24 protein-coding genes are annotated in these 25723 nt (G+C 72.0%); 15 read left to right on the top strand and 9 right to left on the bottom strand.

Annotated features, from left to right (window positions below):
• Positions 1-20 precede the first annotated feature (20 nt).
• The 9 genes from rpsB to DTB53_RS04495 all read left to right on the top strand — a co-directional run bounded on the left by rpsB (position 21) and on the right by DTB53_RS04495 (position 10038).
• Positions 21-941 carry a 30S ribosomal protein S2 gene (gene rpsB / locus DTB53_RS04535; protein WP_012378829.1) on the top strand — a complete coding sequence of 307 codons (921 nt, stop codon included), beginning with the start codon at positions 21-23 and terminating at the stop codon, positions 939-941.
• Positions 942-1040: 99 nt separating this feature from the next.
• On the top strand, positions 1041-1877 hold the full coding sequence (gene tsf / locus DTB53_RS04530) for a translation elongation factor Ts (protein ID WP_003965939.1): 837 nt from the start codon (positions 1041-1043) through the stop codon (positions 1875-1877).
• Positions 1878-2038: 161 nt separating this feature from the next.
• Complete coding sequence (gene pyrH / locus DTB53_RS04525) at positions 2039-2815, top strand: UMP kinase (RefSeq protein WP_003965938.1); 777 nt, start codon at positions 2039-2041, stop codon at positions 2813-2815.
• Between the two features lie 122 nt (positions 2816-2937).
• Positions 2938-3495, top strand: coding sequence for a ribosome recycling factor (frr, locus tag DTB53_RS04520; RefSeq protein ID WP_003965937.1), 558 nt, complete (start codon positions 2938-2940; stop codon positions 3493-3495).
• Entirely contained in the window at positions 3495-4580 is a 1086-nt protein-coding gene (locus tag DTB53_RS04515) for a phosphatidate cytidylyltransferase (RefSeq protein WP_012378827.1), read from the top strand. Before frr ends, DTB53_RS04515 begins: the two co-directional genes overlap by 1 nt.
• Positions 4581-4689: 109 nt before the next feature.
• Positions 4690-5796, top strand: coding sequence for a dual-specificity RNA methyltransferase RlmN (rlmN, locus tag DTB53_RS04510; RefSeq protein WP_012378826.1), 1107 nt, complete (start codon positions 4690-4692; stop codon positions 5794-5796).
• Positions 5797-6203: 407 nt separating this feature from the next.
• Entirely contained in the window at positions 6204-7301 is a 1098-nt protein-coding gene (locus DTB53_RS04505; RefSeq protein WP_042495978.1) for a thiamine ABC transporter substrate-binding protein, read from the top strand.
• A gap of 80 nt (positions 7302-7381) precedes the next feature.
• Positions 7382-8998, top strand: a complete 1617-nt coding sequence (locus DTB53_RS04500) for an ABC transporter permease (RefSeq protein WP_012378824.1) — start codon at positions 7382-7384, stop codon at positions 8996-8998.
• A gap of 5 nt (positions 8999-9003) precedes the next feature.
• On the top strand, positions 9004-10038 hold the full coding sequence (locus tag DTB53_RS04495) for an ABC transporter ATP-binding protein (protein ID WP_012378823.1): 1035 nt from the start codon (positions 9004-9006) through the stop codon (positions 10036-10038).
• A gap of 4 nt (positions 10039-10042) precedes the next feature.
• Here the strand turns inward: DTB53_RS04495 and DTB53_RS04490 are convergent, their stop codons facing one another.
• Both DTB53_RS04490 and DTB53_RS04485 read right to left on the bottom strand, forming a co-directional pair.
• A complete protein-coding gene (locus tag DTB53_RS04490; RefSeq protein ID WP_012378822.1) occupies positions 10043-10711 on the bottom strand; it encodes a response regulator in 669 nt (222 codons plus the stop codon).
• Positions 10705-11979, bottom strand: coding sequence for a sensor histidine kinase (locus tag DTB53_RS04485; RefSeq protein ID WP_012378821.1), 1275 nt, complete (start codon positions 11977-11979; stop codon positions 10705-10707). Before DTB53_RS04485 ends, DTB53_RS04490 begins: the two co-directional genes overlap by 7 nt.
• A 142-nt stretch (positions 11980-12121) precedes the next feature.
• Between DTB53_RS04485 and DTB53_RS04480 the strand changes: the two genes are divergently transcribed.
• The 3 genes from DTB53_RS04480 to DTB53_RS04470 all read left to right on the top strand — a co-directional run bounded on the left by DTB53_RS04480 (position 12122) and on the right by DTB53_RS04470 (position 15200).
• Positions 12122-13444: a hypothetical protein gene (locus DTB53_RS04480; protein ID WP_012378820.1), complete on the top strand. Its 1323-nt coding sequence runs from the start codon at positions 12122-12124 to the stop codon at positions 13442-13444.
• Positions 13441-14628 (top strand): glycosyltransferase family 4 protein, encoded by a 1188-nt coding sequence (locus DTB53_RS04475; protein WP_012378819.1) that lies wholly within the window; start codon positions 13441-13443, stop codon positions 14626-14628. The genes DTB53_RS04480 and DTB53_RS04475 overlap by 4 nt, the downstream gene beginning before the upstream one ends.
• A gap of 119 nt (positions 14629-14747) precedes the next feature.
• Positions 14748-15200 (top strand): SRPBCC family protein, encoded by a 453-nt coding sequence (locus DTB53_RS04470; protein WP_003965924.1) that lies wholly within the window; start codon positions 14748-14750, stop codon positions 15198-15200.
• A gap of 46 nt (positions 15201-15246) precedes the next feature.
• On the opposite strand, the gene DTB53_RS04465 is transcribed toward DTB53_RS04470, so the two are convergent.
• From DTB53_RS04465 to DTB53_RS04450, 4 genes are all read right to left on the bottom strand, one after another.
• Positions 15247-16407 carry a hypothetical protein gene (locus DTB53_RS04465; protein WP_042495975.1) on the bottom strand — a complete coding sequence of 387 codons (1161 nt, stop codon included), beginning with the start codon at positions 16405-16407 and terminating at the stop codon, positions 15247-15249.
• Positions 16389-17126 (bottom strand): ABC transporter ATP-binding protein, encoded by a 738-nt coding sequence (locus tag DTB53_RS04460; protein WP_003965922.1) that lies wholly within the window; start codon positions 17124-17126, stop codon positions 16389-16391. The genes DTB53_RS04465 and DTB53_RS04460 overlap by 19 nt, the downstream gene beginning before the upstream one ends.
• A gap of 215 nt (positions 17127-17341) precedes the next feature.
• On the bottom strand, positions 17342-18721 hold the full coding sequence (locus tag DTB53_RS04455; RefSeq protein ID WP_003965920.1) for an aspartate aminotransferase family protein: 1380 nt from the start codon (positions 18719-18721) through the stop codon (positions 17342-17344).
• Positions 18706-19197 (bottom strand): Lrp/AsnC family transcriptional regulator, encoded by a 492-nt coding sequence (locus tag DTB53_RS04450; RefSeq protein ID WP_012378816.1) that lies wholly within the window; start codon positions 19195-19197, stop codon positions 18706-18708. The genes DTB53_RS04455 and DTB53_RS04450 overlap by 16 nt, the downstream gene beginning before the upstream one ends.
• A 177-nt stretch (positions 19198-19374) precedes the next feature.
• On the opposite strand from DTB53_RS04450, the gene DTB53_RS04445 reads away from it, so the two are divergent.
• Both DTB53_RS04445 and DTB53_RS04440 read left to right on the top strand, forming a co-directional pair.
• Positions 19375-20814, top strand: coding sequence for a gamma-aminobutyraldehyde dehydrogenase (locus DTB53_RS04445; RefSeq protein WP_003965918.1), 1440 nt, complete (start codon positions 19375-19377; stop codon positions 20812-20814).
• A 175-nt stretch (positions 20815-20989) separates the two neighbouring features.
• The gene (locus DTB53_RS04440) at positions 20990-22153 is read left to right on the top strand and encodes a polyamine ABC transporter substrate-binding protein (protein ID WP_003965917.1); all 1164 of its coding nucleotides are present in this window, start codon (positions 20990-20992) and stop codon (positions 22151-22153) included.
• A gap of 139 nt (positions 22154-22292) precedes the next feature.
• Here DTB53_RS04440 and DTB53_RS04435 read toward each other — a convergent pair whose 3' ends face one another.
• The 3 genes from DTB53_RS04435 to DTB53_RS04425 all read right to left on the bottom strand — a co-directional run bounded on the left by DTB53_RS04435 (position 22293) and on the right by DTB53_RS04425 (position 24943).
• A complete protein-coding gene (locus tag DTB53_RS04435) occupies positions 22293-23090 on the bottom strand; it encodes an SAM-dependent methyltransferase (RefSeq protein WP_003965916.1) in 798 nt (265 codons plus the stop codon).
• Between the two features lie 82 nt (positions 23091-23172).
• Positions 23173-23886 (bottom strand): glycerophosphodiester phosphodiesterase, encoded by a 714-nt coding sequence (locus DTB53_RS04430; protein WP_003965915.1) that lies wholly within the window; start codon positions 23884-23886, stop codon positions 23173-23175.
• A gap of 22 nt (positions 23887-23908) precedes the next feature.
• Positions 23909-24943, bottom strand: coding sequence for an adenosine deaminase (locus tag DTB53_RS04425; RefSeq protein WP_003965914.1), 1035 nt, complete (start codon positions 24941-24943; stop codon positions 23909-23911).
• Positions 24944-25063: 120 nt separating this feature from the next.
• On the opposite strand from DTB53_RS04425, the gene DTB53_RS04420 reads away from it, so the two are divergent.
• Positions 25064-25723 (top strand): DUF4190 domain-containing protein (locus DTB53_RS04420; protein ID WP_146777714.1); only part of this gene is annotated, 660 nt, incomplete at its 3' end.

Raw genomic sequence — 25723 nt, 5'->3', positions numbered from 1 at the left:
GTACCTCAAGGAGTACGGCCATGGCCGTCGTCACGATGCGGGAGCTGCTGGAAAGCGGCGTCCACTTCGGTCACCAGACCCGTCGCTGGAACCCGAAGATGAAGCGCTTCATCTTCACCGAGCGCAACGGCATCTACATCATCGACCTGCTCCAGTCGCTGTCGTACATCGACCGCGCCTACGAGTTCGTCAAGGAGACCGTCGCCCACGGCGGCTCCATCATGTTCGTGGGTACGAAGAAGCAGGCCCAGGAGGCCATCGCCGAGCAGGCGACGCGCGTCGGCATGCCGTACGTCAACCAGCGTTGGCTCGGCGGCATGCTCACCAACTTCTCCACCGTCTACAAGCGCCTCCAGCGCCTGAAGGAGCTGGAGCTCATCGACTTCGAGGACGTGGCCGCCTCCGGCCTCACCAAGAAGGAGCTCCTGGTCCTCTCGCGCGAGAAGGCCAAGCTGGAGAAGACCCTCGGTGGTATCCGCGAGATGCAGAAGGTGCCCAGCGCCGTCTGGATCGTCGACACCAAGAAGGAGCACATCGCCGTCGGTGAGGCGCGCAAGCTCCACATCCCGGTCGTCGCGATCCTCGACACCAACTGCGACCCCGACGAGGTCGACTACAAGATTCCGGGCAACGACGACGCGATCCGCTCCGTCACCCTGCTCACCCGCGTGATCGCCGACGCCGTCGCCGAGGGCCTCATCGCCCGCTCCGGTGCCGCCACCGGTGACTCGAAGCCGGGCGAGAAGGCCGCCGGCGAGCCCCTCGCCGAGTGGGAGCGCGACCTGCTCGAGGGCGACAAGAAGGACGAGACCGCGGCCGCCGCCGAGGTCCAGACCTCCGCCGAGACCGAGAAGGTCGCCGACGCCGAGAAGCCGGCCGAGGCCGTCGCCGAGGCCGAGGCCGAGGCTCCGGCCGCCGACGCGGACGCCGAGCAGGCCTGACACCCGTCACGGCTGCTGACGGCGGGGGCCGACGCCACAAGCGTCGCCCCCGCCGTTCACCCGTAGATCTTTCAGACTTCGAGAGAGACATACAGACTCATGGCGAACTACACCGCCGCTGACGTCAAGAAGCTCCGCGAGCTCACCGGCGCCGGCATGATGGACTGCAAGAAGGCGCTCGACGAGGCCGACGGCAACGTCGACAAGGCCGTCGAGGCGCTCCGTATCAAGGGCCAGAAGGGCGTCGCCAAGCGCGAGGGCCGTTCTGCCGAGAACGGTGCCGTCGTCTCCCTCATCTCCGAGGACCAGACGTCCGGCGTCCTCCTCGAGCTGAAGTGCGAGACGGACTTCGTCGCCAAGGGCGACAAGTTCCAGGCCGTCGCCAACACCCTCGCCGCTCACGTCGCCGCCACCTCCCCGGCCGACATCGAGGCGCTCCTCGCCTCCGAGATCGAGGCCGGCAAGACCGTCCAGGCGTACGTCGACGAGGCCAACGCCAACCTCGGCGAGAAGATCGTCCTGGACCGCTTCGCCCAGTTCACCGGCGCCTACGTCGGTGTGTACATGCACCGCACCATGCCCGACCTGCCCCCGCAGATCGGTGTTCTGGTCGAGCTGGACAAGGCCGACGCCGAGCTGGCCAAGGGCATCGCGCAGCACATCGCCGCCTTCGCCCCGAAGTACCTGTCCCGCGAGGACGTCCCGGCCGAGGTCGTCGAGGCCGAGCGCCGCGTCGCCGAGGAGACCACGCGCGCCGAGGGCAAGCCCGAGGCCGCGCTCCCGAAGATCGTCGAGGGTCGGGTCAACGGCTTCTTCAAGGAGGCCACCCTCCTCGGCCAGCCGTACGCGCTGGACGCCAAGAAGTCGGTCCAGAAGGTCCTGGACGAGGCCGGTGTCACCCTGAAGCGCTTCTCGCGCATCAAGGTCGGCATCTGAGTCCGTCCGGGCGAACAGCGTCGGACCCGATAGGGTCTGACGCAGTCGACGGCCGCACCCACGCCGGACGACCGCAGATCTGACGAGGAGGCCATTGCCGCTGTAGGGACACCAGACCCACCGGCAATGGCCTTCTTCGTATGTGCACGAGGAGAATTTCCATGGACAAGGGCGCGGACGCCATTCAGGCCGACGACAAGCGCGACGACGACAAGGGTTCCGGACGCTTCATGCTGAAGCTCTCCGGTGAGGCATTCGCCGGCGGCGGCGGTCTCGGCGTCGACCCCGACGTCGTGCACACCATCGCCCGCGAGATCGCCGCCGTCGTCCGCGACGGCGCCCAGATCGCGGTGGTCATCGGAGGGGGCAACTTCTTCCGCGGCGCCGAGCTCCAGCAGCGCGGCATGGACCGGGCCCGGTCCGACTACATGGGCATGCTCGGCACCGTCATGAACTGCCTGGCGCTCCAGGACTTCCTGGAGAAGGAGGGCATCGACTCGCGCGTCCAGACCGCCATCACCATGGGCCAGGTCGCCGAGCCGTACATCCCGCTCCGCGCCGTACGGCACCTGGAGAAGGGGCGCGTGGTGATCTTCGGCGCCGGTATGGGCATGCCGTACTTCTCCACCGACACCACCGCCGCGCAGCGCGCCCTGGAGATCGACGCCGAGGCGCTGCTCATGGGGAAGAACGGCGTGGACGGGGTCTACGACTCCGACCCGAAGGCCAACCCCGACGCGGTGAAGTTCGACGCGCTGGAGTACGGCGAGGTGATCACCCGCAATCTGAAGATCGCCGACGCCACCGCCATCACGCTCTGCCGTGACAACCAGCTCCCGATCCTCGTCTTCGAGCTGACCACCGAGGGCAATATCGCTCGCGCGGTCAAGGGTGAGAAGATCGGCACGCTCGTGAGCGACGTGAGCACCCGGGCCTGACGGCCCCCCAGGATGGACAACGGCCTGCCGGTCGGACACCGTGCAGGTGAGGACGCGACGCAGGACCCGCAGGGCCTGGCGATGACGACGCCTGGCCCGCCCAAGACACGCAGGAGCACGTGGTGATCGAAGAAATCCTCCTCGAGGCCGAGGAGAAGATGGAGAAGGCCGTTGTCGTCGCGAAAGAGGACTTCGCCGCGATCCGTACCGGCCGCGCGCACCCGGCGATGTTCAACAAGATCGTCGCCGACTACTACGGCGCGCTGACCCCGATCAACCAGCTGGCCTCGTTCTCGGTCCCCGAGGCGCGGATGGCCGTCGTGACGCCGTTCGACAAGAGCGCGCTGCGCAACATCGAGCAGGCGATCCGCGACTCCGACCTCGGCGTCAACCCGAGCAACGACGGCAACATCATCCGGGTGACCTTCCCCGAGCTCACCCAGGACCGCCGCAAGGAGTACATCAAGGTCGCGAAGACCAAGGCCGAGGACTCCAAGATCTCGATCCGCTCCATCCGCCGCAAGGCCAAGGAGACCCTCGACAAGCTCGTCAAGGACAAGGAGTCCGGCGAGGACGAGGTGCGCCGCGCCGAGAAGGAGCTCGACGACACCACCGCGAAGTACGTCGCGCAGGTGGACGAGCTGCTCAAGCACAAGGAAGCCGAGCTGCTCGAAGTCTGATGAACGACTCTTCCTGGGGTGCCCCGCAAGGAGCCGGTTACTGGGGCACGCCCGAGATGAGGGCCGCCCCGGCGGGTCCTGCCCACGATGTGCATGACGCCCAGCAGACTCGGCCCATGCCCATCGTGCCGGACGTTCCCGACGCAGGTAGAGACGCACAGAGCCGCGACGACCGGGACAGAGAAGCCGCTCACGTCAGCGGCCCCCTGTTCCGTGACGAGAAGCCGCAGGAGCCCATGTCCACCCCGCTGCCGCCCCCGCCGCAGAAGAAGCGCGCGGGGCGTGATCTGCGCGCCGCCATAGGGGTGGGCGTGGGTCTCGGCGCCGTCATCGGCGTCTCGCTGTTCATCGTGAAGGCCGCTTTCATCGGCGTGATAGTGGCCGCCGTCGTCGTCGGCCTCTGGGAGCTGACCTCCCGGCTCCAGGAGCGCAAGGGCATCAAGGCGCCCCTGGTGCCGTTGGCGGTCGGCGGAGCCGCGATGGTCGTCGCGGGTTACGCGCGCGGCCCCGAGGGCGCCTGGATCGCGATGGCCCTGACCGCCCTCGCGGTGCTGGTCTGGCGGATGACCGAGCCGCCGGACGGCTATCTCAAGGACGTCACGGCCGGGGTCTTCGCGGCGTTCTACGTACCCTTCCTGGCCACCTTCGTCGCCCTGATGCTGACGGCGGACGACGGGTCGTGGCGGGTCCTGACCTTCCTGATCCTCACCGTGGTCAGCGACACGGGGGCGTACGCGGTCGGCTGGCGCTTCGGCACGCACAAGCTCGCTCCGCGCATCAGCCCCGGCAAGACCCGCGAGGGCCTGCTCGGAGCGGTCGCGTTCGCGATGGTCGCCGGCGCGCTCTGCATGGAGTTCCTGATCGACGGCGGCGCCTGGTGGCAGGGCCTGCTGCTCGGCCTCGCGGTCGCGGCCAGCGCCACCCTCGGCGACCTGGGCGAGTCCATGATCAAGCGGGACCTCGGGATCAAGGACATGGGCACCTTGCTCCCGGGTCACGGCGGCATCATGGACCGGCTGGACTCGCTCCTGCCGACCGCTCCGGTCGTCTGGCTGCTGCTGGTGCTGTTCGTCGGCTCCGGCTGACCGCCTCGTCACCCCGGCACCCTGTCCCACCTGCACGTTTCGCGAGCAAGGGTCCGTCGTCCACAGGGCGGCGGGCCCTTGCTCGTCTGTCTGCGACACTGGATGAACCATGCCTAAGCCCGGAGAACTCACTTTCGTCGCGCCCCGCGGAGCCAAGAAGCCGCCGCGGCACATCGCCGACCTCACGCCCGCCGAGCGCAAGGAAGCGGTCGCCGCGACCGGTGAGAAGCCGTTCCGCGCGCAGCAGCTCTCGCAGCACTACTTCGCGCGGTACGCGCACGACCCGGCCGAGTGGACGAACATCCCGGCCGGATCGCGGGAGAAGCTCGCCGAGGCGCTGTTCCCCGATCTGATGTCCGTGATGCGTCACATCAGCTGCGACGACGACACCACGCGCAAGACGCTGTGGAAGCTGCACGACGGGACGCTCGTCGAGTCCGTCCTGATGCGCTACCCGGACCGCGTCACGATGTGCATCTCCTCGCAGGCGGGCTGCGGCATGAACTGCCCCTTCTGCGCCACCGGGCAGGCCGGCCTCGACCGCAATCTGTCGACCGCCGAGATCGTGCACCAGATCGTCGACGGGATGCGCGCCCTGCGCGACGGCGAGGTGCCCGGCGGGCCCGCGCGGCTGTCGAACATCGTCTTCATGGGCATGGGCGAGCCGCTCGCCAACTACAACCGCGTGGTCGGTGCGATCCGCCGCCTCACCGACCCGGAGCCGGACGGCCTCGGCCTCTCGCAGCGCGGGATCACCGTCTCCACCGTGGGCCTCGTCCCGGCCATGCTGCGCTTCGCCGACGAGGGCTTCAAGTGCCGCCTCGCCGTCTCGCTGCACGCCCCGGACGACGAGCTGCGCGACACCCTGGTCCCCGTCAACACCCGGTGGAACGTCCGCGAGGTGCTGGACGCCGCGTGGGAGTACGCCGACAAGTCCGGCCGCCGGATCTCCATCGAGTACGCCCTGATCCGCGACATCAACGACCAGGCCTGGCGCGGCGACCGGCTCGGCCGGCTGCTCAAGGGCAAGCGGGTGCACGTCAACCTGATCCCGCTGAACCCCACGCCGGGCTCGAAGTGGACCGCCTCGCGGCCCGAGGACGAGAAGGCGTTCGTCGAGGCCGTCGCTGCCCACGGGGTGCCCGTCACCGTCCGGGACACCCGTGGCCAGGAGATCGACGGGGCCTGCGGGCAGCTGGCGGCGGCCGAGCGCTAGGGCCTGTCGTCACACTGCCGTCGTCGCCCGAAGGGCGGCCGGGCGGCGCCTGGTGCGTGCGATCGCAAGGCGCCGGAGTGGCTGCGGACACTCCCCGGCCTATTTCCCCGGAGCGGTGGCCTCCGTGGGGCCGCCGCTCCGGGGACCGCACCCGGCCTCCCCCGGGCGGCCGGAATCCACCGGTGTAGCCTGGGCTCGAAATCAACTTCATATTCCGACAGGGGAGCGCCACAGCGCTGAGAGTGCGGCACCGAGGACAGGTTGGCCGCAGACCCTCTGAACCTCGCCCGGGTCATTCCGGGTAGGAAGTTCGGACCTTACTCAAGCTGTTGCGCCCTGCCCGCTTCCGGTTCGCCGGACCGCGGTCGGGGCCGCGTCTCTTCCTGGTCATCTCCAGGAGGAATCACATGAACACCACCACGAAGTACGCGACGACCGTGCTCGCCGCCGCGCTCGGCGTCACCGTGCTCGCGGGCTGCGGCAGCGACGACGGCTCCGCGGGCTCCGGGGCGTCCAAGGGCTCCGGCTCCAAGACCGTGACCCTGGTCAGCCACGACTCCTTCAACGTCTCGGACAAGGTGCTGAAGGCGTTCACGGAGGAGACCGGCTACACGGTCGAGATCCTCAAGAGCGGCGACGCCGGGGCCGCGCTCAACCAGGAGATCCTGACCAAGGGATCGCCGCGCGGCGACGTCTTCTTCGGCGTCGACAACACCCTCCTCTCCCGGGCCCTCGACAACGGTCTGTTCACCGCGTACGAGGCCAAGGGCCTGGACGGCGTCGCGCCGGACACACAGACGGACGAGAAGCACCGCGTCACCCCCGTCGACACCGGTGACATCTGCGTCAACTACGACAAGAAGTACTTCGCCGACAAGAAGCTCGCCCCGCCGAAGACCTTCGCGGACCTGCTGAAGCCCGCGTACAAGAACCTCCTCGTCACCGAGAACGCGGCCAGTTCCTCGCCCGGCCTCGGATTCCTCCTCGGCACCATCGCCGCCGAGGGCGAGGACGGCTACGAGGCGTACTGGAAGAAGCTGAAGGCCAACGGCGTCAAGGTCGTCGACGGCTGGGAGCAGGCGTACAACGAGGAGTTCTCCGGCTCGGCCGGCGGCAAGAAGGCCAAGGCGGACCGCCCGCTCGTCGTCTCCTACGCCTCCAGCCCGCCCGTCGAGGTCCTCTACGCCGACCCGCAGCCCAAGGAGGCCCCCACCGGGGTCGCCACCGGCACCTGCTTCCGGCAGACCGAGTACGCGGGGCTGCTGACCGGCGCGAAGAACGAGGCGGGCGGCAAGGCGCTGCTGGACTTCATGATCGGCAAGACGTTCCAGGAGGACATGCCGCTGAACATGTTCGTGAACCCGGTCGTGAAGGACGCGACCCTGCCCGAGCTGTTCACGAAGTTCGGCGAGAAGATCGACACGCCTCCCACCGTCGCGCCCGAGAAGATCACCGCCAACCGTGAGCAGTGGATCCAGTCGTGGCAGTCGCTGGTCCTGAAGTAGAGCCCGCGGCGAAGACCGCCGAGGCCGCCCGGGACCGACGCGGGTCCGGGCGGCGCGGGGCCGCGCTGCGGCTCGGCCTGATGGCCGTGCCCGTCGCGTTCTTCGCGCTGTTCTTCGCCTATCCCGTGACCGCGATCGTCGGCCGCGGCCTCAGGACGGGCGGCGACTGGCAGTTCGGGCGGATCGGCGAGGTGCTCGGCCGCCCGGACATCCTCGACGTCCTCTGGTTCACCACCTGGCAGGCCCTCGCCTCGACCGCGCTCACCCTGCTGATCGCCCTGCCCGGAGCCTTTGTCTTCGCCCGCTTCGACTTCCCCGGCAAGCAGGTGCTGCGGGCCGTCGTCACCGTGCCGTTCGTGCTGCCCACGGTCGTCGTCGGCACCGCGTTCCTGGCCCTGCTCGGGCGCGGTGGGCTCCTCGACGAACTGTGGGGCGTCCGCCTCGACACCACCGTGTGGGCGATCCTCCTGGCCCACGTCTTCTTCAACTACGCCGTGGTCGTACGGACGGTGGGCGGGCTCTGGGCCCAGCTGGACCCGCGCCAGGAGGAGGCCGCCCGGGTGCTCGGCGCCGGACGGTTCGCCGCCTTCCGCCGGGTGACGCTGCCCGCGCTCGCCCCGGCCGTCGCCGCCGCCGCGCTGATGGTCTTCCTCTTCACCTTCACCTCCTTCGGCGTCGTGCAGATCCTCGGCGGACCGGCGTACTCCACCCTGGAGGTGGAGGTCTACCGGCAGACCGCGCAGCTCCTGGACCTGCCGACGGCCGCCGTGCTGACCCTGGTGCAGTTCGCCGCGGTCGGCGCGATCCTCGCCGTCCACGCCGCGACCGTACGCCGCCGGGAGCGGGCGCTGAAGCTGGTCGACCCCGCCGGGACCTCCCGCCGGCCGCGCGGCCCCGGGCAGTGGGCGCTGCTCGGCGGGGTCCTGCTCACCGCGCTCCTGCTGATCCTGGTGCCGCTCGGCGTGCTGGTGGAGCGCTCCTTCGACGGTCCCGGGGGTTACGGATTCGGCTACTACCGGGCCCTCCAGTCGGCCGGTTCCGGCGGCTCGTCCACCTTCCTGGTCCCGCCGCTGGAGGCCGTCGGCAACTCCCTGCGGTACGCGCTCGTCGCGACGCTCATCGCGCTCGTCGTCGGCGGGCTCGCGGCGGCGGCCCTGACCCGGCGGGCCGGGCCGCTGGTCCGGGGCTTCGACGCGTTGCTGATGCTGCCGCTCGGGGTGTCCGCCGTCACCGTGGGCTTCGGCTTCCTGATCACCCTGGACGAGCCGCCGCTCGACCTGCGGACCTCCTGGATCCTGGTCCCGCTGGCCCAGGCGCTCGTCGGCGTCCCCTTCGTCGTGCGGACCATGCTGCCCGTGCTGCGGGCCGTCGACGACCGGCTGAGGGAGGCCGCCGCCGTGCTGGGAGCCTCTCCGCTGCGGGCCTGGCGGGAGGTCGACCTGCCGCTGGTGCGGCGGGCCGTGCTGGTCGCGGCCGGCTTCGCCTTCGCCGTCTCCCTCGGGGAGTTCGGCGCGACGGTCTTCATCGCGCGGCCCGACAACCCGACCCTGCCGGTCGCCGTCGCCCGGCTGCTGGGCCGCTCGGGAGAGCTCAACTACGGGCAGGCGATGGCCCTCAGCACCCTTCTCATGCTGGTGTGCGCGGTCTCGCTGCTGCTCCTCGAACGTATCCGCACCGACCGATCCGGGGAGTTCTGAACGACATGCTGAGCTTGCGGGAAGCCACCGTGCGGTTCGGGAAGCGTACGGCCCTGGACGCGGTCGACCTGGAGGTCGCCGACCACCGGATCGTCTGCCTGCTCGGTCCCAGCGGCAGCGGGAAGTCCACGCTGCTCCGGGCCGTCGCCGGGCTCCAGCCCATGGACGGCGGCCGGGTCCTGCTGGCCGGGCAGGACCAGAGCGGCGTCCCGGTGCACCGGCGCGGCCTCGGCCTGATGTTCCAGGACCACCAGCTCTTTCCGCACCGGGACGTCGGCGCCAACGTCGCCTTCGGGCTCCGGATGCACGGTGTCGGACGGGCCGAGGCCGGGCGCCGGGTGCGCGAGCTGCTGGAGCTGGTCGGACTCCCCGGGGCCGAACGCCGCGCGGTCTCCGCGCTGTCCGGCGGTGAGCAGCAGCGCGTCGCCCTGGCCCGCGCCCTGGCCCCGCGGCCCAGGCTCCTGATGCTGGACGAGCCGCTCGGTCAGCTCGACCGCAGCCTGCGCGAACGGCTCGTCGTCGAGCTGCGCACCCTCTTCCAGGAGTTGGGCACCACCGTGCTGGCCGTCACGCACGACCAGGGCGAGGCGTTCGCGCTCGCCGACCGGGTCGTCGTGATGCGGGACGGCCGGATCGCGCAGGAGGGCGGCCCGCTGGACGTCTGGCAGCGCCCCGCCTCCGCGTTCGTCGCCCGGTTCCTCGGCTTCGACAACGTGACCGGGGCGACCGTCACCGGAGAGGCCGCCGCCACCGCCTGGGGCAAGGTCCCGGTTCCCGGGGGCTCCCCGCAGGGCGAGGTGGATCTGCTGGTCCGGCCCGCCGGCGTCCTGATCGGGGCTCCCGAGGACGGCCTGCGCTGCACGGTCGGCGTCCGCACCTTCCGGGGCAACCATGTGACCGTGCGGCTGGTGCCGGAGAACGCGCCGGTGCTGGAGGCGGAGTGCGCCCTGCGAGACACCCCGGAGGAGGGCGCGGTCGTGGGCGTCCGCTTCGACGCGGCGGAGACGGTGGTGCTGGCGGCCGGGACCCACGCCTCCTGAGGGCTCAGGGAGGCCGCGTCCCCGCCGCCACCAGCCCGCGTTCGTACGCCAGGATCACCGCCTGCGCCCGGTCCCGCAGTCCCATCTTCGCGAACAGCCGGTTGATGTGGGTCTTCACCGTGTGGTCGGTGATGGTCAGCCGGTCGGCGATGTCCGCGTTGGACAGGCCCCGCGCGATCAGAACGAGCACCTCCACCTCGCGCGCGGTCAGCCCGTCGACCGAGCGCGGCGGGGGAGCGCTGACCCGCTGCCGGGTGAACTCCGCGATGAGCCGCCCGGTGATCTCGGGGGCCAGCAGGGCGTGGCCGCCCGCCACCACCCGTACCGCGTGCAGCAGTTCGGGGAAGGTGGCGTCCTTGAGGAGGAATCCGCTGGCCCCGGCGGTCAGGGCGTCGTACACGTACTCGTCCAGCCCGAACGTCGTCAGCATCAGCGCCCTCGTCGCCCCGCCCGACTCCGCGACGATGCCACGCGCCGCGTCGATGCCGCTGAGCCTGGGCATGCGGATGTCCAGCAACGCCACATCGGGCCGCAGTTCGGCCGCTCGGAGCACGGCCTGCTCGCCGTCCTCCGCCTCCCCGACCACCTCGATGTCGTCCTGGGTGTTCAGCAGACCGGAGAACGCCGTCCGCACGACCGCCTGGTCGTCGGCCACCAGCACCCGGATCACCACGGCAGTTCCGCCTCCACGAGGAAGCCGCCGGCCGGGCCCCGGCCGGCGGTGAGCCGCCCGCCTAGCAGGGCGGCCCGTTCGGCCATGCCCACCAGACCGTGCCCCCGCCGCCCGGAGCCGTCGGAGCCGTCGACGGTGCCGGAGGGGCCGGGGCCCGGCCCGTCGTCCGTCGCGCGGACCGTCAACAGGCCCGGTCGGTGGTGGAGTTCCACGACCGTGTGCGCGCCCGGGGCGTGCCGGCGGGCGTTCGTCAGGGCCTCCTGGACGATCCGGTACGCCGACAGCTCCCAGGACGCGGGCAGCGGCGCCCGGTCACCGGTGACCCGGAGTTCCGCCGAGCCGCCCACCGCCCGGTGCTGATCGAGGAGGTCGCCGAGACCGGCCAGCGAGGGCTGCGGGGCGGTGAGCGGGGCCGTCGCGGGGCCGTCGCCCGTCCGCAGCACCCCGAGCAGCCGCCGCAGCTCCGCCATCGAGGCCCGGGCCGTGCCCGCGATCTCCTGGAAGGCGTCCCGTGCCGGGGGCGAGAGGTCCGGGGTGGTGTACGTGGCGCTCTCGGCGCGCACCGCGATCACCGACACCGAGTGCGCGATCATGTCGTGCAACTCCCGTGCGATCGCCGCACGCTCCGCCTCGGCGGCCTGCCGCCGCTCCATCGCCAGCAGCCGGGACTGCGCGGCGGCCCGGGTGTGCCGGGTCTCCTCGCGCGCCCGCACCGCGTCGCCCGTGCTCACCGCGCCCAGGATCATCACCGTCAGCACCAGTGTCTCGGCGTACAGGCCCAGACTGAACCGGTCGGTCCCCTGGAGCGCCGGCAGCCCGGGGGAGCCGTCCCGGGCCCACCGGTCGATGTGCACCAGATTGACCGTCAGCGCCGCCAGCGAACCGGCCAGTACGAGGATCGCCGGATGCTGGACCCGGTGCCGCCCCAGGGTGTAGCAGCCGATCAGGGACCCGGCGATGGTCGCGTACGCCATGTTGCCGTCGGTCGCGAAGCTCAGCAGAGCCGCGCCCACGGTCACGAACCCCACGGCGGGACGCGTCGCCCGCAGGGCCAGCGAGGCCGTGCAGACCAGCACCCCGAACGCCGTGACCCCCGAACCCGGTACGACGGCCAGCTCCACGACCGCGAACAGCGTCAGCCCCGCCGCGGTCAGCCAGGCGTAGGAGGGGGACGCCGCCCAGTGCCGCAGCCGTCGCCGCACCCCGCGGGCCGGCGGCGGGGCTTCGGGAGCGGCGGCCGGGCGGTCCGGCGTGATGGTGCGCGTCATACGGAGATTCTTCGTCACCGCCGGGTCCGGGCGCATCGGAGCAGGGGTTGAATTCCCGGCGCCGGCTCATGCCACGGGTTGACCCCGAGGACCGGACGGTGGTGTGACGATCCGTGAACGGCCCGTTCCTAGCCTCGGATCCATGGCAACGACCACGCCCCTCACCCCTCCTGACCAGCACCGCGAGCCGCCACCGCGGCTCGGTGGCGCCCTCTGGTGGGCGCTGTGCGCGACCGCCGCGCTGGGGCTCGCGGTCTTCTCCGCGCTCGGCCCGCACCGCGTCTGGGGAGCCGCCGCCGCGCTCGGCTACCTGGCCGCCGCGCTGCTCACCGCACGCGGCCGGAGTCCCCGTATCGCGGGCGCGGTCGCCCTCGCCGGGGCGGTGCCGCTGCCCCTGCTGTGGCTTCTCGCCGTGGACCTGGCGCAGCTGGAGGCGCGGGTGGTCGCGCGGTCGGCCGGGCTGCTGCTCGCCGAGGGGACGCCGTACCTCCAACACCCCGTGGCGCCCGAGGACTTCAACCCGTACCTCCCGGGCATGGCCGTCTTCGGTCTGCCGGAGGCCCTGGCCGGGCCGGGGCCGTTCACCGACCCACGGCTGTGGATGGGCGCGGCGTTCCTCGGCGCGCTCGCGTTCGCCCTCCCGGCGGGGGACCGGAGCGCGCCGCTGCGGTGGATCGCCGCCTGCCCGCTGGTCGCGCTGCCGCTCGCGGTGGGGGGCGTCGATCTGCCGGTGGCCGGGCTGATGTGCCTCGGGCTCGCGCTGGCCGGCCGGGGGAGAGCGGGCGCCGCCGGACTGGCGCTCGGCGCGGCAGCCGCCCTCAAGTGGACGGCCTGGCCCGCGATTCCGGTGGCCCTGGCGCTGCTGGCGGCGGCCTCCCGGTCCACGTCCGCGGGCCGCCCGGCGGACGGGGGAGAGGGCCGCGGGGACAGCCGCCGCCCGGCGGTCCGCCGGGAGGGCCGCGGGGACAGCCGCCGCCCGGCGGTCCGCCGGGAGGGCCTCGGGGGGAGCCGCCGGCCGGCGGACCGCGCCGCCGCACGCTGCGGGCTCGTCGCGCTGCTCACCGCCGCCGCCCTCGTCCTGCCCGCCGCGCTGCGCGACCCGGGAGCCTTCCGGGCCCATGTCGTCGACTTCCCGCTCGGGCTGACCGACGCGGTCTCGTCCGCCGCGAGCCCGCTCCCCGGCCATCTGCTGGCCACCCACGTCCCCGGCGGCCGCACGCTCGCGCTCCTGCTGCTCGGGGTGAGCGCGCTCCTCGTCGCCCTCTCCCTTCTCCTCAGGCCCCCGGCGACGGCGTCGGACGCGGCGGCGCGGCTCGCGCTCGGGCTGCTTTTGGCCATCGCGTTCATGCCCGCGAGCCGGTTCGGCTATCTGGTGCACCCGCTGGTCCTCGCGGTGTGGGCGGCGGCCCGGCAGACCCCCGGCCACCCCTTGCTCGTCCGCGTGGGGAAGCAGGTGTCCCGATGACCGGCCGCCGCACCCTCGTGGTGACCAACGACTTCCCGCCGCGCCAGGGCGGCATCGAGACCTTCGTCCGGGCGATGACCGACCGGTTCCCCGCGGACTCCGTCGTCGTGTACACTTCCGCCGAACCCGGGGCAGCCGCCCATGACGCGGCCCTGCCCTACCCCGTGGTCCGCGACCCGGCCCGGACGCTGCTCCCCGTCCCCCGCGTCACCGCCCGCGCCGCCGGACTCGCCCGCCGCCACGGCTGCGACAGCGTCTGGTTCGGGGCCGCCGCCCCGCTCGGGCTGATGGCGGGCCGGCTGCGCCGGGAGAGCGGGGTGCGGCGGGCCGTCGCCACGACGCACGGGCACGAGGTGTGGTGGGCCCGCACCCCGGGCGCCCGGGCCCTGCTGCGGAGGATCGGGGAGCGTACGGACGCGGTGACCTACCTGGGCGCGGCCACCCGCGCCCCCATCGCCGCCGCGCTGGGCCCGGCCGCCGCCCGCCGCATGGTGCGGCTGGCACCGGGCGTGGACCCGGAGGCCTTCGCCGTACGGCCGGGAGCGCGCGAAGCCGTACGGGAACGGGCGTGCGACGGGGCACAGCCCGGGACGCGCAACCGTGTCCGCGAGCGGTACGGGCTCGGTGCGCGGCCGGTGATCCTGTGCGCGGCGCGGCTCGTCCCGCGCAAGGGGCAGGACACCCTGATCCGCGCCCTCCCCGCCGTCCTGCGCTCGGTGCCCGACGCCGTACTCCTGCTGACCGGCGACGGACCGTACGCCCGGACCCTGCGCCGGCTCGCCGCCGACACCGGGGTCGCGGACGCCGTGGTCCTCGCCGGCGGACGCCCGCACCCGGAGATGCCGGAGCACTACGCGGCGGCCGACGTCTTCGCCATGCCCTGCCGCACCCGCAGAGGCGGCCTGGAGGTGGAGGGGCTCGGGATCGTCTTCCTGGAGGCGGCGGCCGCCGGGCTGCCGGTCCTCGTCGGCGACTCGGGCGGCGCGCCGGACACCGTACGGGACGGGGAGACCGGCCACCTGGTCGACGGGCGGGACACGGCCGCCGTCGCGGAGCGGCTCGTCGCGCTGCTGCGGGACCGGGCGGCGGCCGCGGCCATGGGGGAGAAGGGCCGGGCGTGGGTCCGCGAGGCGTGGGGGTGGGAGAGCGCGTACGCCACCCTCGCCGGACTGCTGCGGCCCTGACCGGGGAGCCGGGGCGCGTGCCGTACGCCGCGACAGCGCGCCCCGGGCCCGGCAAGCTGGAGGTCCGGACCCCGTACCCGTACGCCGCAGGGCACCGACAGCGACAAGGACCGTGAACCATGACCGGCACCCGCGAGGGCATCGACCTCACCCGCGTCCTCGACGCCCCGCAGCAGCGGGTCTTCGCCGCCTGGACGTCGCCGGAGGACTTCGCCGCCTGGTACGGGGGCGAGGCGGACGTCCCCCTGGACCGGGTCGCGATGGACGTCCGGCCCGGGGGCTCGTGGCGCCTGGTCATCGTGATGCCGGGCGTCGAGATGCCCTTCCACGGGGTCTACCGCGAGGTCAGCGAACCCGACGGGCTCGTCTTCACGCTGAAGGACGGCTCCGCCCCCGAGGACGCCGAGGGCGAGACCGTCACCGTCACCTTCAGCGACCTCGGCGACGGGACCACCGAGCTGGCCTTCCAGCAGCGCGGCGGCCACCTCACCCCCGAGCAGTACGCGGCGGCGGAGGACGGCTGGGAGGCCTTCTTCGACGCGCTGGCCGCCCGGCTCGCCACCCACCCCTGACACCGCCGGGGCTCCCGGGCACCCGCACCCCGGGCACCCCGCCAGTTCACTTCGTCAGGGGAAGCGCCGCCAACTGCGCGATCACCCAGGTCAGCGGGGCGAACAGGGCCAGCAGCGCGCCCGCCCGCAGCGCCGTCGCCCGGCGCAGCGTGGCGGCCGGAGCGCCCATCCTCAACAAGGCCTCGACCGTGTGGGCGCGGGCGTGCCTGGCCTCCAGCGCCGAGGTCAGCAGCGTGGCCGCCGTGCAGCCGAGGACCAGCACCGCGCCGAGTGCGGTGAGCGGGCCGTAGGGGCGCTCGTCGCCCCCGTACAGCGCCGAGGCGGCGATCGCGGCGGACAGCACCGCGCAGACCACCCCGAGCGGGCGGCCGATCCGGCGCGCCTCGTTCATCAGGACCCGCCCCGCCAGCAGCCGTACGGCTCCGGGGCGCACGGCCTGCAGTACCCGCCCGCACAGATGGGTCAGGCTCGGCCCCGCCGTCGCCAGGCCGACCGCGGTGAGCGTCCATCCGATCAGGACCGCTACCGGCGTGGAGTCGTACCGTCCGGGCAGCGGGAACGCGCTCCCCGACGCGCCGCGGGAGGCGATCGCCTCGACGGCGAGTCCGGCCGCGACCAGCGCCACGCCCCAGGGGAGTCCGGCCGGGGCCGGCGCGGGCTCCGGCAGCTCCTCGGAGCCGGAGGCGTCCGGGACGGGGTCGGGCCGCGACCGCAGCGCCAGCGCGCTCGCCGCCGAAGCGGCCACCGGCACGAGCGCCAGCAGCATCAGGGCGGCGGCCAACGGCAGCGGAGTGTCCGCGCCGAGGAACTCCGCCGCGCCGCCGTCGAACGGCATCCCGGTCAGATCGCCGCGCAGGTGCAGGAAGAAGAGCAGGGCCACCATGGAGCCGAGCGTGGTGGAGACGGCGGTGGAGACCGCGGCCAGCGCGGACAGCCGGACCGGGCCCAGGCCGACGGAGGAGAGGCCCGGCCGGGGCCGGGTGCTCGGGTCGGTCCGGGCCACCGCCACGGCGAACTGCACGGTGGCGGCCAGCGGGACGAAGCACCACAGCAGCCGCAGCACCGAACCGGCGGAGGCCGGGTGCGCGGCGGCGTACCCGAGGGCGCACAGGAGGAGGAACCCGACGCCCGCCGAAGCGGCGGCCACCAGCAGCCGCCGGACCAGGACGAGGGGATGGGAACCGCGGGCTAGACGGAGAGCGAGCACGCCGCGCGGCCCTCCGCTTCCGGTTTCGCGGGCAGGGTGACGGTGGCGACGCAGCGGCCGTCCAGCAGGGGGACGGTCCGGTCGGCCAGGGCCGCGACCTCGGCGTCGTGCGTGGCCAGCACGACGGTGATGCCGTGCGAGCGGGCCGCCGTGGTGAGGGTGCGCAGCACCTGGGTGCCGTCGGCGCGGTGCAGGGTCGCGGTGGGCTCGTCGGCGAAGATCACGGTCGGCTGCGCGGCCAGGGCCCGCGCCACGGAGATCCGCTGGCGCTGCGCCTGGAGCAGGGCGTGCGGCCGTTTCCGCGCGAAGGCGGCGATGTCCAGGCGCTCCAGCCACTCGACGGCGGTCTTCCGGGCGGCCCGGTGCGAGACGCCGCGCAGCAGCAGGGGCAGCGCGGCGTTCTCCCAGACGGTGAGCTCCGGGACCAGCTCCGGGTCGGAGGCGATCCAGCCGAAGCGTTCCCGGCGCAGCCGTTCGCGGACCCGGGGGGCCATGGTGTGGACGGGGACGCTGTTGAACCAGACCTCGCCCTCCTGGGGCGTCAGCCGGCCGGAGAGGCAGTGCAGCAGCGTGGTCTTCCCGCTGCCGCGCGGTCCGGTGACAGCGAGGATCTCGGCGTCCCGGACACCGAGGGAGACACCGCCGAGACCGGGCGATCCGTTGTGGGAGTGGTGCAGGGAACGCGCCCAGATCACGTCGTTGTCCGGCGGGGCCACCATGGCGTACACCTCGGTTCAGGTCAGATTTCCCGTTCCCCCGTACGGGGGAACGAAGACGCGGCCGATCGGTCACTCGGCACCGTAGATAGTCGGACCGGTGCGGGCGCACGGCACGCGGCCCGGACACCCCCTTCTCACTCGAAGGGGCGTATCCGGGCCGTGTGGACCGATGAAATGACCGCCGGGCGGTCATCGGCCGGGGGACCTGGTGGCGGTCAGAGCTTCGACCACGCCTCCGTGAGGACGGTCCGCAGGATGCCCTCGATCTCGTCGAACGTGGACTGGTCGGAGATCAGCGGCGGGGCGAGCTGGATGACCGGGTCGCCCCGGTCGTCGGCCCGGCAGTACAGACCGTTCTCGAACAGCGCCTTGGAGAGGAAGCCGTACAGGACGCGCTCGGTCTCCTCGTCGGTGAACGTCTCCTTGGTGGCCTTGTCCTTCACCAGCTCGATGCCGTAGAAGTAGCCGTTGCCGCGGACGTCGCCGACGATCGGCAGGTCGTGCAGCTTCTGGAGCGTGGTGAGGAAGGCGTTCTCGTTGTCGAGGACGTGCTGGGTGAGGTTCTCGCGCTCGAAGATGTCGAGGTTGGCGAGGCCCACGGCCGCGGAGACCGGGTGGCCGCCGAAGGTGTAGCCGTGCAGGAAGGTGTTGCCGCCCTGGTAGAACGGCTCCGCGATCCGGTCCGAGACGATGCAGGCGCCGATCGGGGAGTAGCCCGAGGTCATGCCCTTGGCGCAGGTGATCATGTCCGGGACGTAGCCGAACTTGTCGCACGCGAAGATCGTGCCGAGCCGGCCGAAGGCGCAGATGACCTCGTCGGAGACGAGCAGCACGTCGTACTGGTCGCAGATCTCGCGGACCCGCTGGAAGTAGCCGGGCGGCGGCGGGAAGCAGCCGCCCGCGTTCTGCACGGGCTCCAGGAAGACGGCCGCGACGGTCTCGGGGCCCTCGAAGAGGATCTCCTGCTCGATCTGGTCGGCGGCCCAGCGGCCGAAGGCCTCCGGGTCGTCGCCGAACAGCGGGGCGCGGTAGATGTTGGTGTTCGGCACCTTGTGCGCGCCGGGGACCAGCGGCTCGAAGGGGGCCTTCAGGGCCGGGAGGCCGGTGATGGAGAGCGCGCCCTGCGGGGTGCCGTGGTAGGCGACGGCACGCGAGATGACCTTGTACTTGGTCGGCTGGCCCTTGAGCTTGAAGTACTGCTTGGCCAGCTTCCAGGCGGTCTCGACGGCCTCGCCGCCGCCGGTGGTGAAGAAGACCTTGTTGAGGTCGCCCGGGGCGTGGTCGGCGAGCCGCTCGGCCAGCTCGACGGCCTTCGGGTGGGCGTAGGACCACACCGGGAAGAAGGCGAGCTCCTGGCCCTGCTTGTAGGCCGTCTCGGCGAGCTCGTGACGACCGTGACCGGCGTTGACCACGAACAGGCCGGAGAGACCGTCCAGGTAGCGCTTGCCCTTGTCGTCGAAGATGTACGTTCCCTCGCCACGCACGATGGTGGGAACGGGCGCGTTCTCGTAGTCCGACATGCGGGTGAAGTGCATCCACAGGTGGTCGTACGCGGTTCGGCTGAGGTCCTTGCTCACGGCTATCGGGTTCCCCACATATAGGTCTGCTTCTTGAGCTTGAGGTAAACAAAGCTCTCGGTGGAGCGCACTCCGGGAAGGGTCCGGATGCGTTTGTTGATCGTCTCCAGCAGGTGGTCGTCGTCCTCGCAGACGATCTCCACCATCAGGTCGAAGGAGCCCGCGGTCATGACCACGTACTCGCACTCGGCCATGGCCGACAGGGCTTCGGCCACCGGATCGAGGTCGCCCTCGACATTGATGCCGACCATCGCCTGGCGCCGGAACCCCACGGTGAGCGGGTCCGTGACGGCGACGATCTGCATCACGCCCTGGTCGAGCAGCTTCTGGACGCGCTGGCGCACAGCCGCCTCGGAGAGGCCCACGGCCTTGCCGATCGCGGCGTACGGACGCCGTCCGTCCTCCTGGAGCTGCTCGATGATTGCGAGGGAGACGGCATCGACCGCGGGCGGCGATCCGTTCCCGGTCCTGGAGTCTGCGCTGCGACTGGCCACATCCCCACCATGCACCGCTCCTCGTCTGTCTCGCAACCCCGGATCGATGAAATTCGTTGTCTGAGTGCCCGGATCTGACTGAATCCGAAGTTGGGGGCGGGTGGGTATGTCGAAAGCGTCACCGGACCGATTAGGGTGGACATCTCACCCATCGGACAGCCGACAGGAGGGGTGGTTGTGACCACCGAGGTGCGCCGTCTGCGCAACTACATCAACGGAGAGTTCCGGGACGCCGCGGACGGGCGGACCATCGATGTGGTCAGCCCGGTGACGGAAGAGGTCTACGCGACCTCGCCGCTCTCCGGTCAGGCCGACGTCGATGCCGCCATGGAGGCCGCCGCCGCGGCCTTCCCCGCCTGGCGCGACACCACGCCCGCCGAGCGGCAGAAGGCCCTGCTGAAGATCGCGGACGCCTTCGAGGAGCGGGCCGAGGACCTGATCGCCGCCGAGTCGGAGAACACCGGCAAGCCGCTGGGCCTCACCCGCAGCGAAGAGATCCCGCCGATGGTGGACCAGATCCGCTTCTTCGCGGGGGCCGCCCGGCTGCTGGAGGGCCGCTCGGCCGGCGAGTACATGGAGGGGCTGACCTCCATCATCCGCCGTGAGCCGGTCGGCGTCTGCGCCCAGGTCGCGCCGTGGAACTACCCGATGATGATGGCCGTCTGGAAGTTCGCCCCGGCGCTCGCCGCGGGCAACACGGTCGTCATCAAGCCGTCCGACACCACCCCGGCGTCGACGGTCCTCATGGCCGAGATCATCGGGCAGATCCTCCCCAAGGGCGTCTTCAACGTCCTGTGCGGCGACCGGGACACCGGCCGCGCCATGGTCGAGCACCCGACCCCGGCGATGGCCTCCATCACCGGTTCGGTACGGGCCGGCATGCAGGTCGCCGAGTCCGCGGCCAAGGACGTCAAGCGGGTCCACCTGGAGCTCGGCGGCAAGGCGCCCGTCGTGGTCTTCGAGGACGCCGACATCGCCAAGACCGTCGCCGGCGTCTCCGAGGCGGGCTTCTTCAACGCGGGCCAGGACTGTACGGCCGCCACCCGCGTCCTGGTCCACGAGTCGATCCACGACGCCTTCGTCACCGAGCTCGCCAAGGCCGCCGCCGACACGAAGACCGGGCAGCCGGACGACGAGGACGTGGCGTACGGCCCGCTCAACAACGCCAACCAGCTGAAGCAGGTCAGCGGCTTCATCGAGCGGCTTCCCGCCCACGCCAAGGTCGAGGCGGGCGGCCACCGGGTCGGCGACAAGGGCTACTTCTACGCCCCGACCGTCGTCTCCGGCCTGAAGCAGGACGACGAGATCATCCAGAACGAGGTCTTCGGACCCGTCATCACCGTCCAGTCCTTCACCGACGAGGACCAGGCCGTCGCCTACGCCAACGGCGTCGAGTACGCGCTCGCCTCCTCGGTCTGGACGCAGAACCACTCCCGCGCCATGCGCATGTCCAAGAACCTCGACTTCGGCTGCGTGTGGATCAACACCCACATCCCGCTGGTCGCCGAGATGCCGCACGGCGGGTTCAAGAAGTCCGGCTACGGCAAGGACCTCTCCGCGTACGGCTTCGAGGACTACACCCGCATCAAGCACGTCATGACGTCCATCGAGGACTGATCCACGGATCGTCGCCGTGCCGTACGGCCCCGGGCTCCGGCCCGGGGCCGTTTCCGTGCCCGTGGCCGCTGGACAAGGTGTGCGGGGCGGACCCGCCCCGCTGGACGCTTGGTCCATTGTCCGCGCGAGCGCCGACCGGCATTCTGCGCGGGTGCGAGCGATCAGGAAGAACCCCATGTCCCGCCGTTCCCTGCTGCGCGCCCTCGGGGCGGGAGCGGCCGGCGCCACTCTGGCGGGCTGCGGGGTGCCCGCCGCCTTCGTCGAGCCGGGGGACCGCGCCGGACACGACAGTTCGGCCACCGACCACACCCTGCACTTCGCCAACTGGCCGCTCTACATCGACACCGACGACGAGAACGAGTCGAAGCGCCCCACCCTGGACGCCTTCTCGAAACGGACCGGGATCTCCGTCACGTACACCGAGGAGATCAACGACAACGACGAGTTCTTCGGGAAGATCAGCCCCGCGCTGATGAACCACCAGCAGACCGGCCGGGACCTCATCGTCATCAGCGACTGGATGGCCGCCCGCTTCGTCCGGCTCGGCTGGGTCCAGGAGATGGACCGGGCGAAACAGCCCAACGTCGCCACGTACCTCGACCCCCAACTGCGCACCCCCGCCTTCGACGAGGGGCGCCGCCACAGCGTCCCCTGGCAGTCCGGCATCACCGGCATCGCGTACAACCGCAAGAAGCTCGGCCGCGAGATCCGGTCCACGGGCGACCTGTGGGCCGACGACCTGCGCGGCCGGGTCACCCTGCTCTCCGGGCTCGACGAGTCGTTCGCGCTGCTGATGCAGGGCAACGGAGTCGACATCACCCGCTGGACGGCCGACGACTTCCACACGATGTGCGAACAGGTCGAGAAGCGGGTCCGCTCGAAGCACATCCGCCGCTTCACCGGCAACGACTACATCAAGGACCTCGCCACCGGCGACGTGCTCGCCTGCCAGGCGTACTCCGGCGACGTCATCCAACTCCAGGCCGACAACCCCGACATCGAGTTCGTCGTCCCCGAGGAGGGCGCCGAGCTGTGGGCGGAGTCCCTGATGATCCCCAACCTCGCCCGCCACAAGCGCAACGCCGAGAAGCTGATCGACCACTACTACGAACCCGAGGTCGCCGCCGAACTGGCCGCCTGGGTCAACTACGTCTGCCCCGTGCCCGCCGCCCGGGACGTCCTGGCCTCCGCCAAGGACGAGGAGACGGCCGCGCTCGCCGAGGACCCGCTGATCTTCCCCGACGACGCGATGCGGGAACGGCTCGCCATCGCACGCGACATCACCTCCGAGGAGCGCATGGGGTTCGCCAAGAAGTGGAACGCCATCGTCGGCCTGTGAAGCCCGCGAAGGGAAACCCCGGCGCCGCCGCCCGGCCGGTCGCCCGCCGCCCGGTCCAGCGCCGAACGGCACCGGAGCGGGCGCACGCCGAGGCCCGAGGCGCCCGTACCCCGGGCGCCCGAGCCGGCAGCGGCACGGATCAGGGCTTCCGGGCCACCACCCCGAACTGGGCGACCTCCGGCTCCCGCGGGCTCGTCCGCCAGCGGGAGCAGGAGACGATCCCCGGCTCCAGGATCTCCAGACCCTCCAGGAACGAGGCGAACTCCTCGCGGCTGCGGGCCGTGATCGGCGGGGTGGCGTTCTCGTTCCAGAAACGCATCGCCGCCTCGTTGCCCTCGCCGCCCAGCTCCAGCGTCGGGTGCGTCAGCACCAGGTGACTGCCCGACGGCACGGCCGCCATCAGCGTCCGCACGATGGACCGCGCCTCGTCCCCGTCCAGCACGAAGTTCAGGATGCCGAGCATCATCACCGCGACCGGCCGCCCCAGGTCCAGGGTGGGCTCGGCGGCCCGCAGGATCTGCTCCGGGCGGTGCGCGTCCGCGTCGACGTACTCGGTCGCGCCCTCCAGCGAACTGGTGAGCAGGGCACGGGCGTGGGCCAGCACGATCGGATCGTTGTCCACGTACACGATGCGGGCGTGCGGCGCGGTGTGCTGGGCGATCTCATGGGTGTTGTTCACGGTCGGCAGCCCGGTGCCGATGTCGAGGAACTGGTCGACGCCCACATCGCCCGCCAGATGGCGCACCGCCCGGCCCAGGAACGCCCGGTCCGCGCGCGCCACCTCACCGATGCTCGGGTACATCCCGGTCACCCGGTCGCCCACCGCCCGGTCCACCGGGTAGTTGTCCTTGCCGCCCAGCCAGTAGTTCCACACCCGGGCGTTGTGCGCGACGTCGGAACGTATCCGGGCGGTGGCCGCCTGCGGTCGGGGGTCCATCACAGCTGCTCCTCGATGCCCAAGGGCCCGGCGCCCCGGAGCGGCGGCGGGCGGTGCGGGACCTCCCATCATGCCGGACCGATCAAGAACCGCCGCGGCCGGGCGAGTTGGCCAGCAGACCGTGCAGCGTGTCGATCCGGTTGGTGGTGATCGAGTCGACGCCCCGCTCGATCAGCCGGCGCATCGTGCGCCTGGTGTCGGCGGTCCACGCGGAGACGAGCAGCCCGTCCCGGTGGGCCCGGTCCGCCAGCTCCCGGCTCACCAGGCCGAAGCGGTAGTTCAGCCAGCGCGGCTTCACCGCGGCCAGCAGCTCCGGACGCGGCGGGGCGAGCGTGGTCCAGGTCAGGGCGATCTCCGCGGCCGGATCGGCGGCACGCACCCGCAGCATCGCGTCCGCGCTCGCGCAGTAGTACGCCCGGTCGCCCGCCCCGCACTCCCGGACCGTGCCCACGATCCTCTTCACCGAGGCGTCCGTGGAGCCGGGCAGGTCCAGCATCACCCGGTGCGCCCCGACGGCGAGCAGCGCCTCGCGGAGCGTGGGCACCCCGCCGCCCGTCAGCTCCTCCAGCTCCGCGTGGTCCAGCCGGTCCAACCGCCGGTCATGGCCCCACAGCCGCTCCAGCGTCGCGTCGTGCAGCAGGACGGGCACCCCGTCGCGGGTCACGCGGACGTCGATCTCGACCGCGTCCGCCCCCCGTTCGAGGGCGGAGCGGATCGAGGGCAGAGTGTTCTCACGGGCGACGTAGGGGTCGCCGCGGTGTCCTACCGCGGTGACGCCGGTGACGGTGGTGGCCATGGGGCCATTGTCGACGACCGGGTCAGCGGCCCGGCGTCCGGAGCCAGTTCGCCGTGTACGTGTCGATCTCCTCGGCCAGCCTCCGCTTGCCCGCCGGGTCGAGGAACGAGGCCTCCACGGCGTTCTTCGCGAGCCCCGCGATGCCCCGCTCGTCGAGCTCCAGCAGCCGTGCGGCCACCGCGTACTCGTTGTTGAGGTCGGTGCCGAACATCGGCGGGTCGTCGCTGTTGACGGTCACCAGAACCCCCGCCGCCACCATCTCCCGGATCGGGTGCAGCTCGATGTCGGTGACCGCGCGGGTGGCGATGTTCGACGTCGGGCAGACCTCCAGCGCGATGCGGTGCTCGGCGAGGTGCTCCAGCAGCCGGGGGTCCTGGACGGAGCTGGTGCCGTGCCCGATGCGCTCGGCGCGCAGCGCGGTCAGGGCGTCCCAGATCGTCTGCGGTCCCGTGGTCTCCCCGGCGTGCGGCACCGAGTGCAGGCCGGCGGCGATGGCCCGGTCGAAGTACGGCTTGAACTGGGGGCGGTCCACTCCGATCTCCGGTCCGCCGAGGCCGAAGGAGACGAGTCCCTCGGGCCGGTGCTCCACCGCGAGCCGGACGGTCTCCTCCGCCGACTGGAGACCGGCCTCGCCCGGAATGTCGAAGCACCAGCGCAGGACGACGCCCAGCTCGGCCTCCGCGGCCTTGCGGGCGTCCTCGATGGCCTCCATGAACCCGACCTCGGGGATGCCCCGGTTGGTCGAGCTGAACGGGGTCACGGTCAGCTCCGCGTACCGGATGTTCTGCCGGGCCATGTCCCGCGCCACCTCGAAGGTGAGCAGCCGGACGTCCTCGGGGGTGCGGACCAGGTCCACCACCGACAGGTAGACCTCGATGAAGTGCGCGAAATCGGTGAAGGTGAAGTAGTCGACCAGCGCCTCCGGGTCCGTGGGGACCTTGGAGTCCGGGTGCCGGGCGGCCAGCTCGGCGACGATCCGGGGCGAGGCCGACCCGACATGGTGGACATGGAGCTCGGCCTTGGGCAGCCCGGCGATGAAGGGATGCGGATCGGTCATCGGAAATCTCCCGTTCGGCGTGACGTCGGCCGGGCGTACCGGCCCCACCGATCATCGCAGGCGGGGTCCGGGGCGCCGAGGCCTGGCCGTAGCATGACGGGACCACGATGGGGGAGGCCCATGTCAGACAACACAGAGCAGCCCGGGGGCGGGGCCGCGCCACGCGATCCGTGGGCACCGCCGGACAGCAAGGTGGAACTGGGCAAGCCGGGGGCGCACACCCCGCCGCCCGCGGTCCACGACCAGCAGACCGTGACGTCCATGCCGAGCGCGGGACCCGCCGCGGGGGGCGGCACCGGGCCGATACCCCAGGCCGGAGGCTTCGGGCCCGCGCCGTCGGACGTGCCGCCGCCGCCGATCGGCCCGAACGGCCCCGGCCACGCGGCCCCGCCGCCCGCCGCGCACTACGGCTACCCGGCTCCGCCCCCGCAGCCGTACGGCGGCTACCCGGGCTACGGCGCCTACGGAGCGGGGCCGGTCGGCTGGGCTCCCGCGCCCAACAACGGACTGGGCACGGCCGCGATGGTGATCGGCATCATCTCGGTGGTCGGCTTCTGTCTCTACGGCCTCAACATCATCCTCGGCATCCTCGCGCTGATCTTCGGCATCATCGGCCTCGGCCGGGCCAAGCGCGGCGAGGCCACCAACCGGGGGATGGCGCTCGCCGGAGTCATCCTCGGCTCCGTCGGCATCGTCGTCGGCGCCGCGATCCTCGGTCTGATCATCTGGGCCGCGACGACCGCCGACAGCGACAGTGACAGCGACTACGACAGCACCTAC

This window comes from Streptomyces griseus (assembly GCF_900460065.1).
Classification (GTDB): Bacteria; Actinomycetota; Actinomycetes; order Streptomycetales; family Streptomycetaceae; genus Streptomyces; species Streptomyces griseus.
The sequence above is the reverse complement of the archived record's forward strand: the minus strand, read 5'-3'. Positions and strand labels throughout refer to the sequence as shown.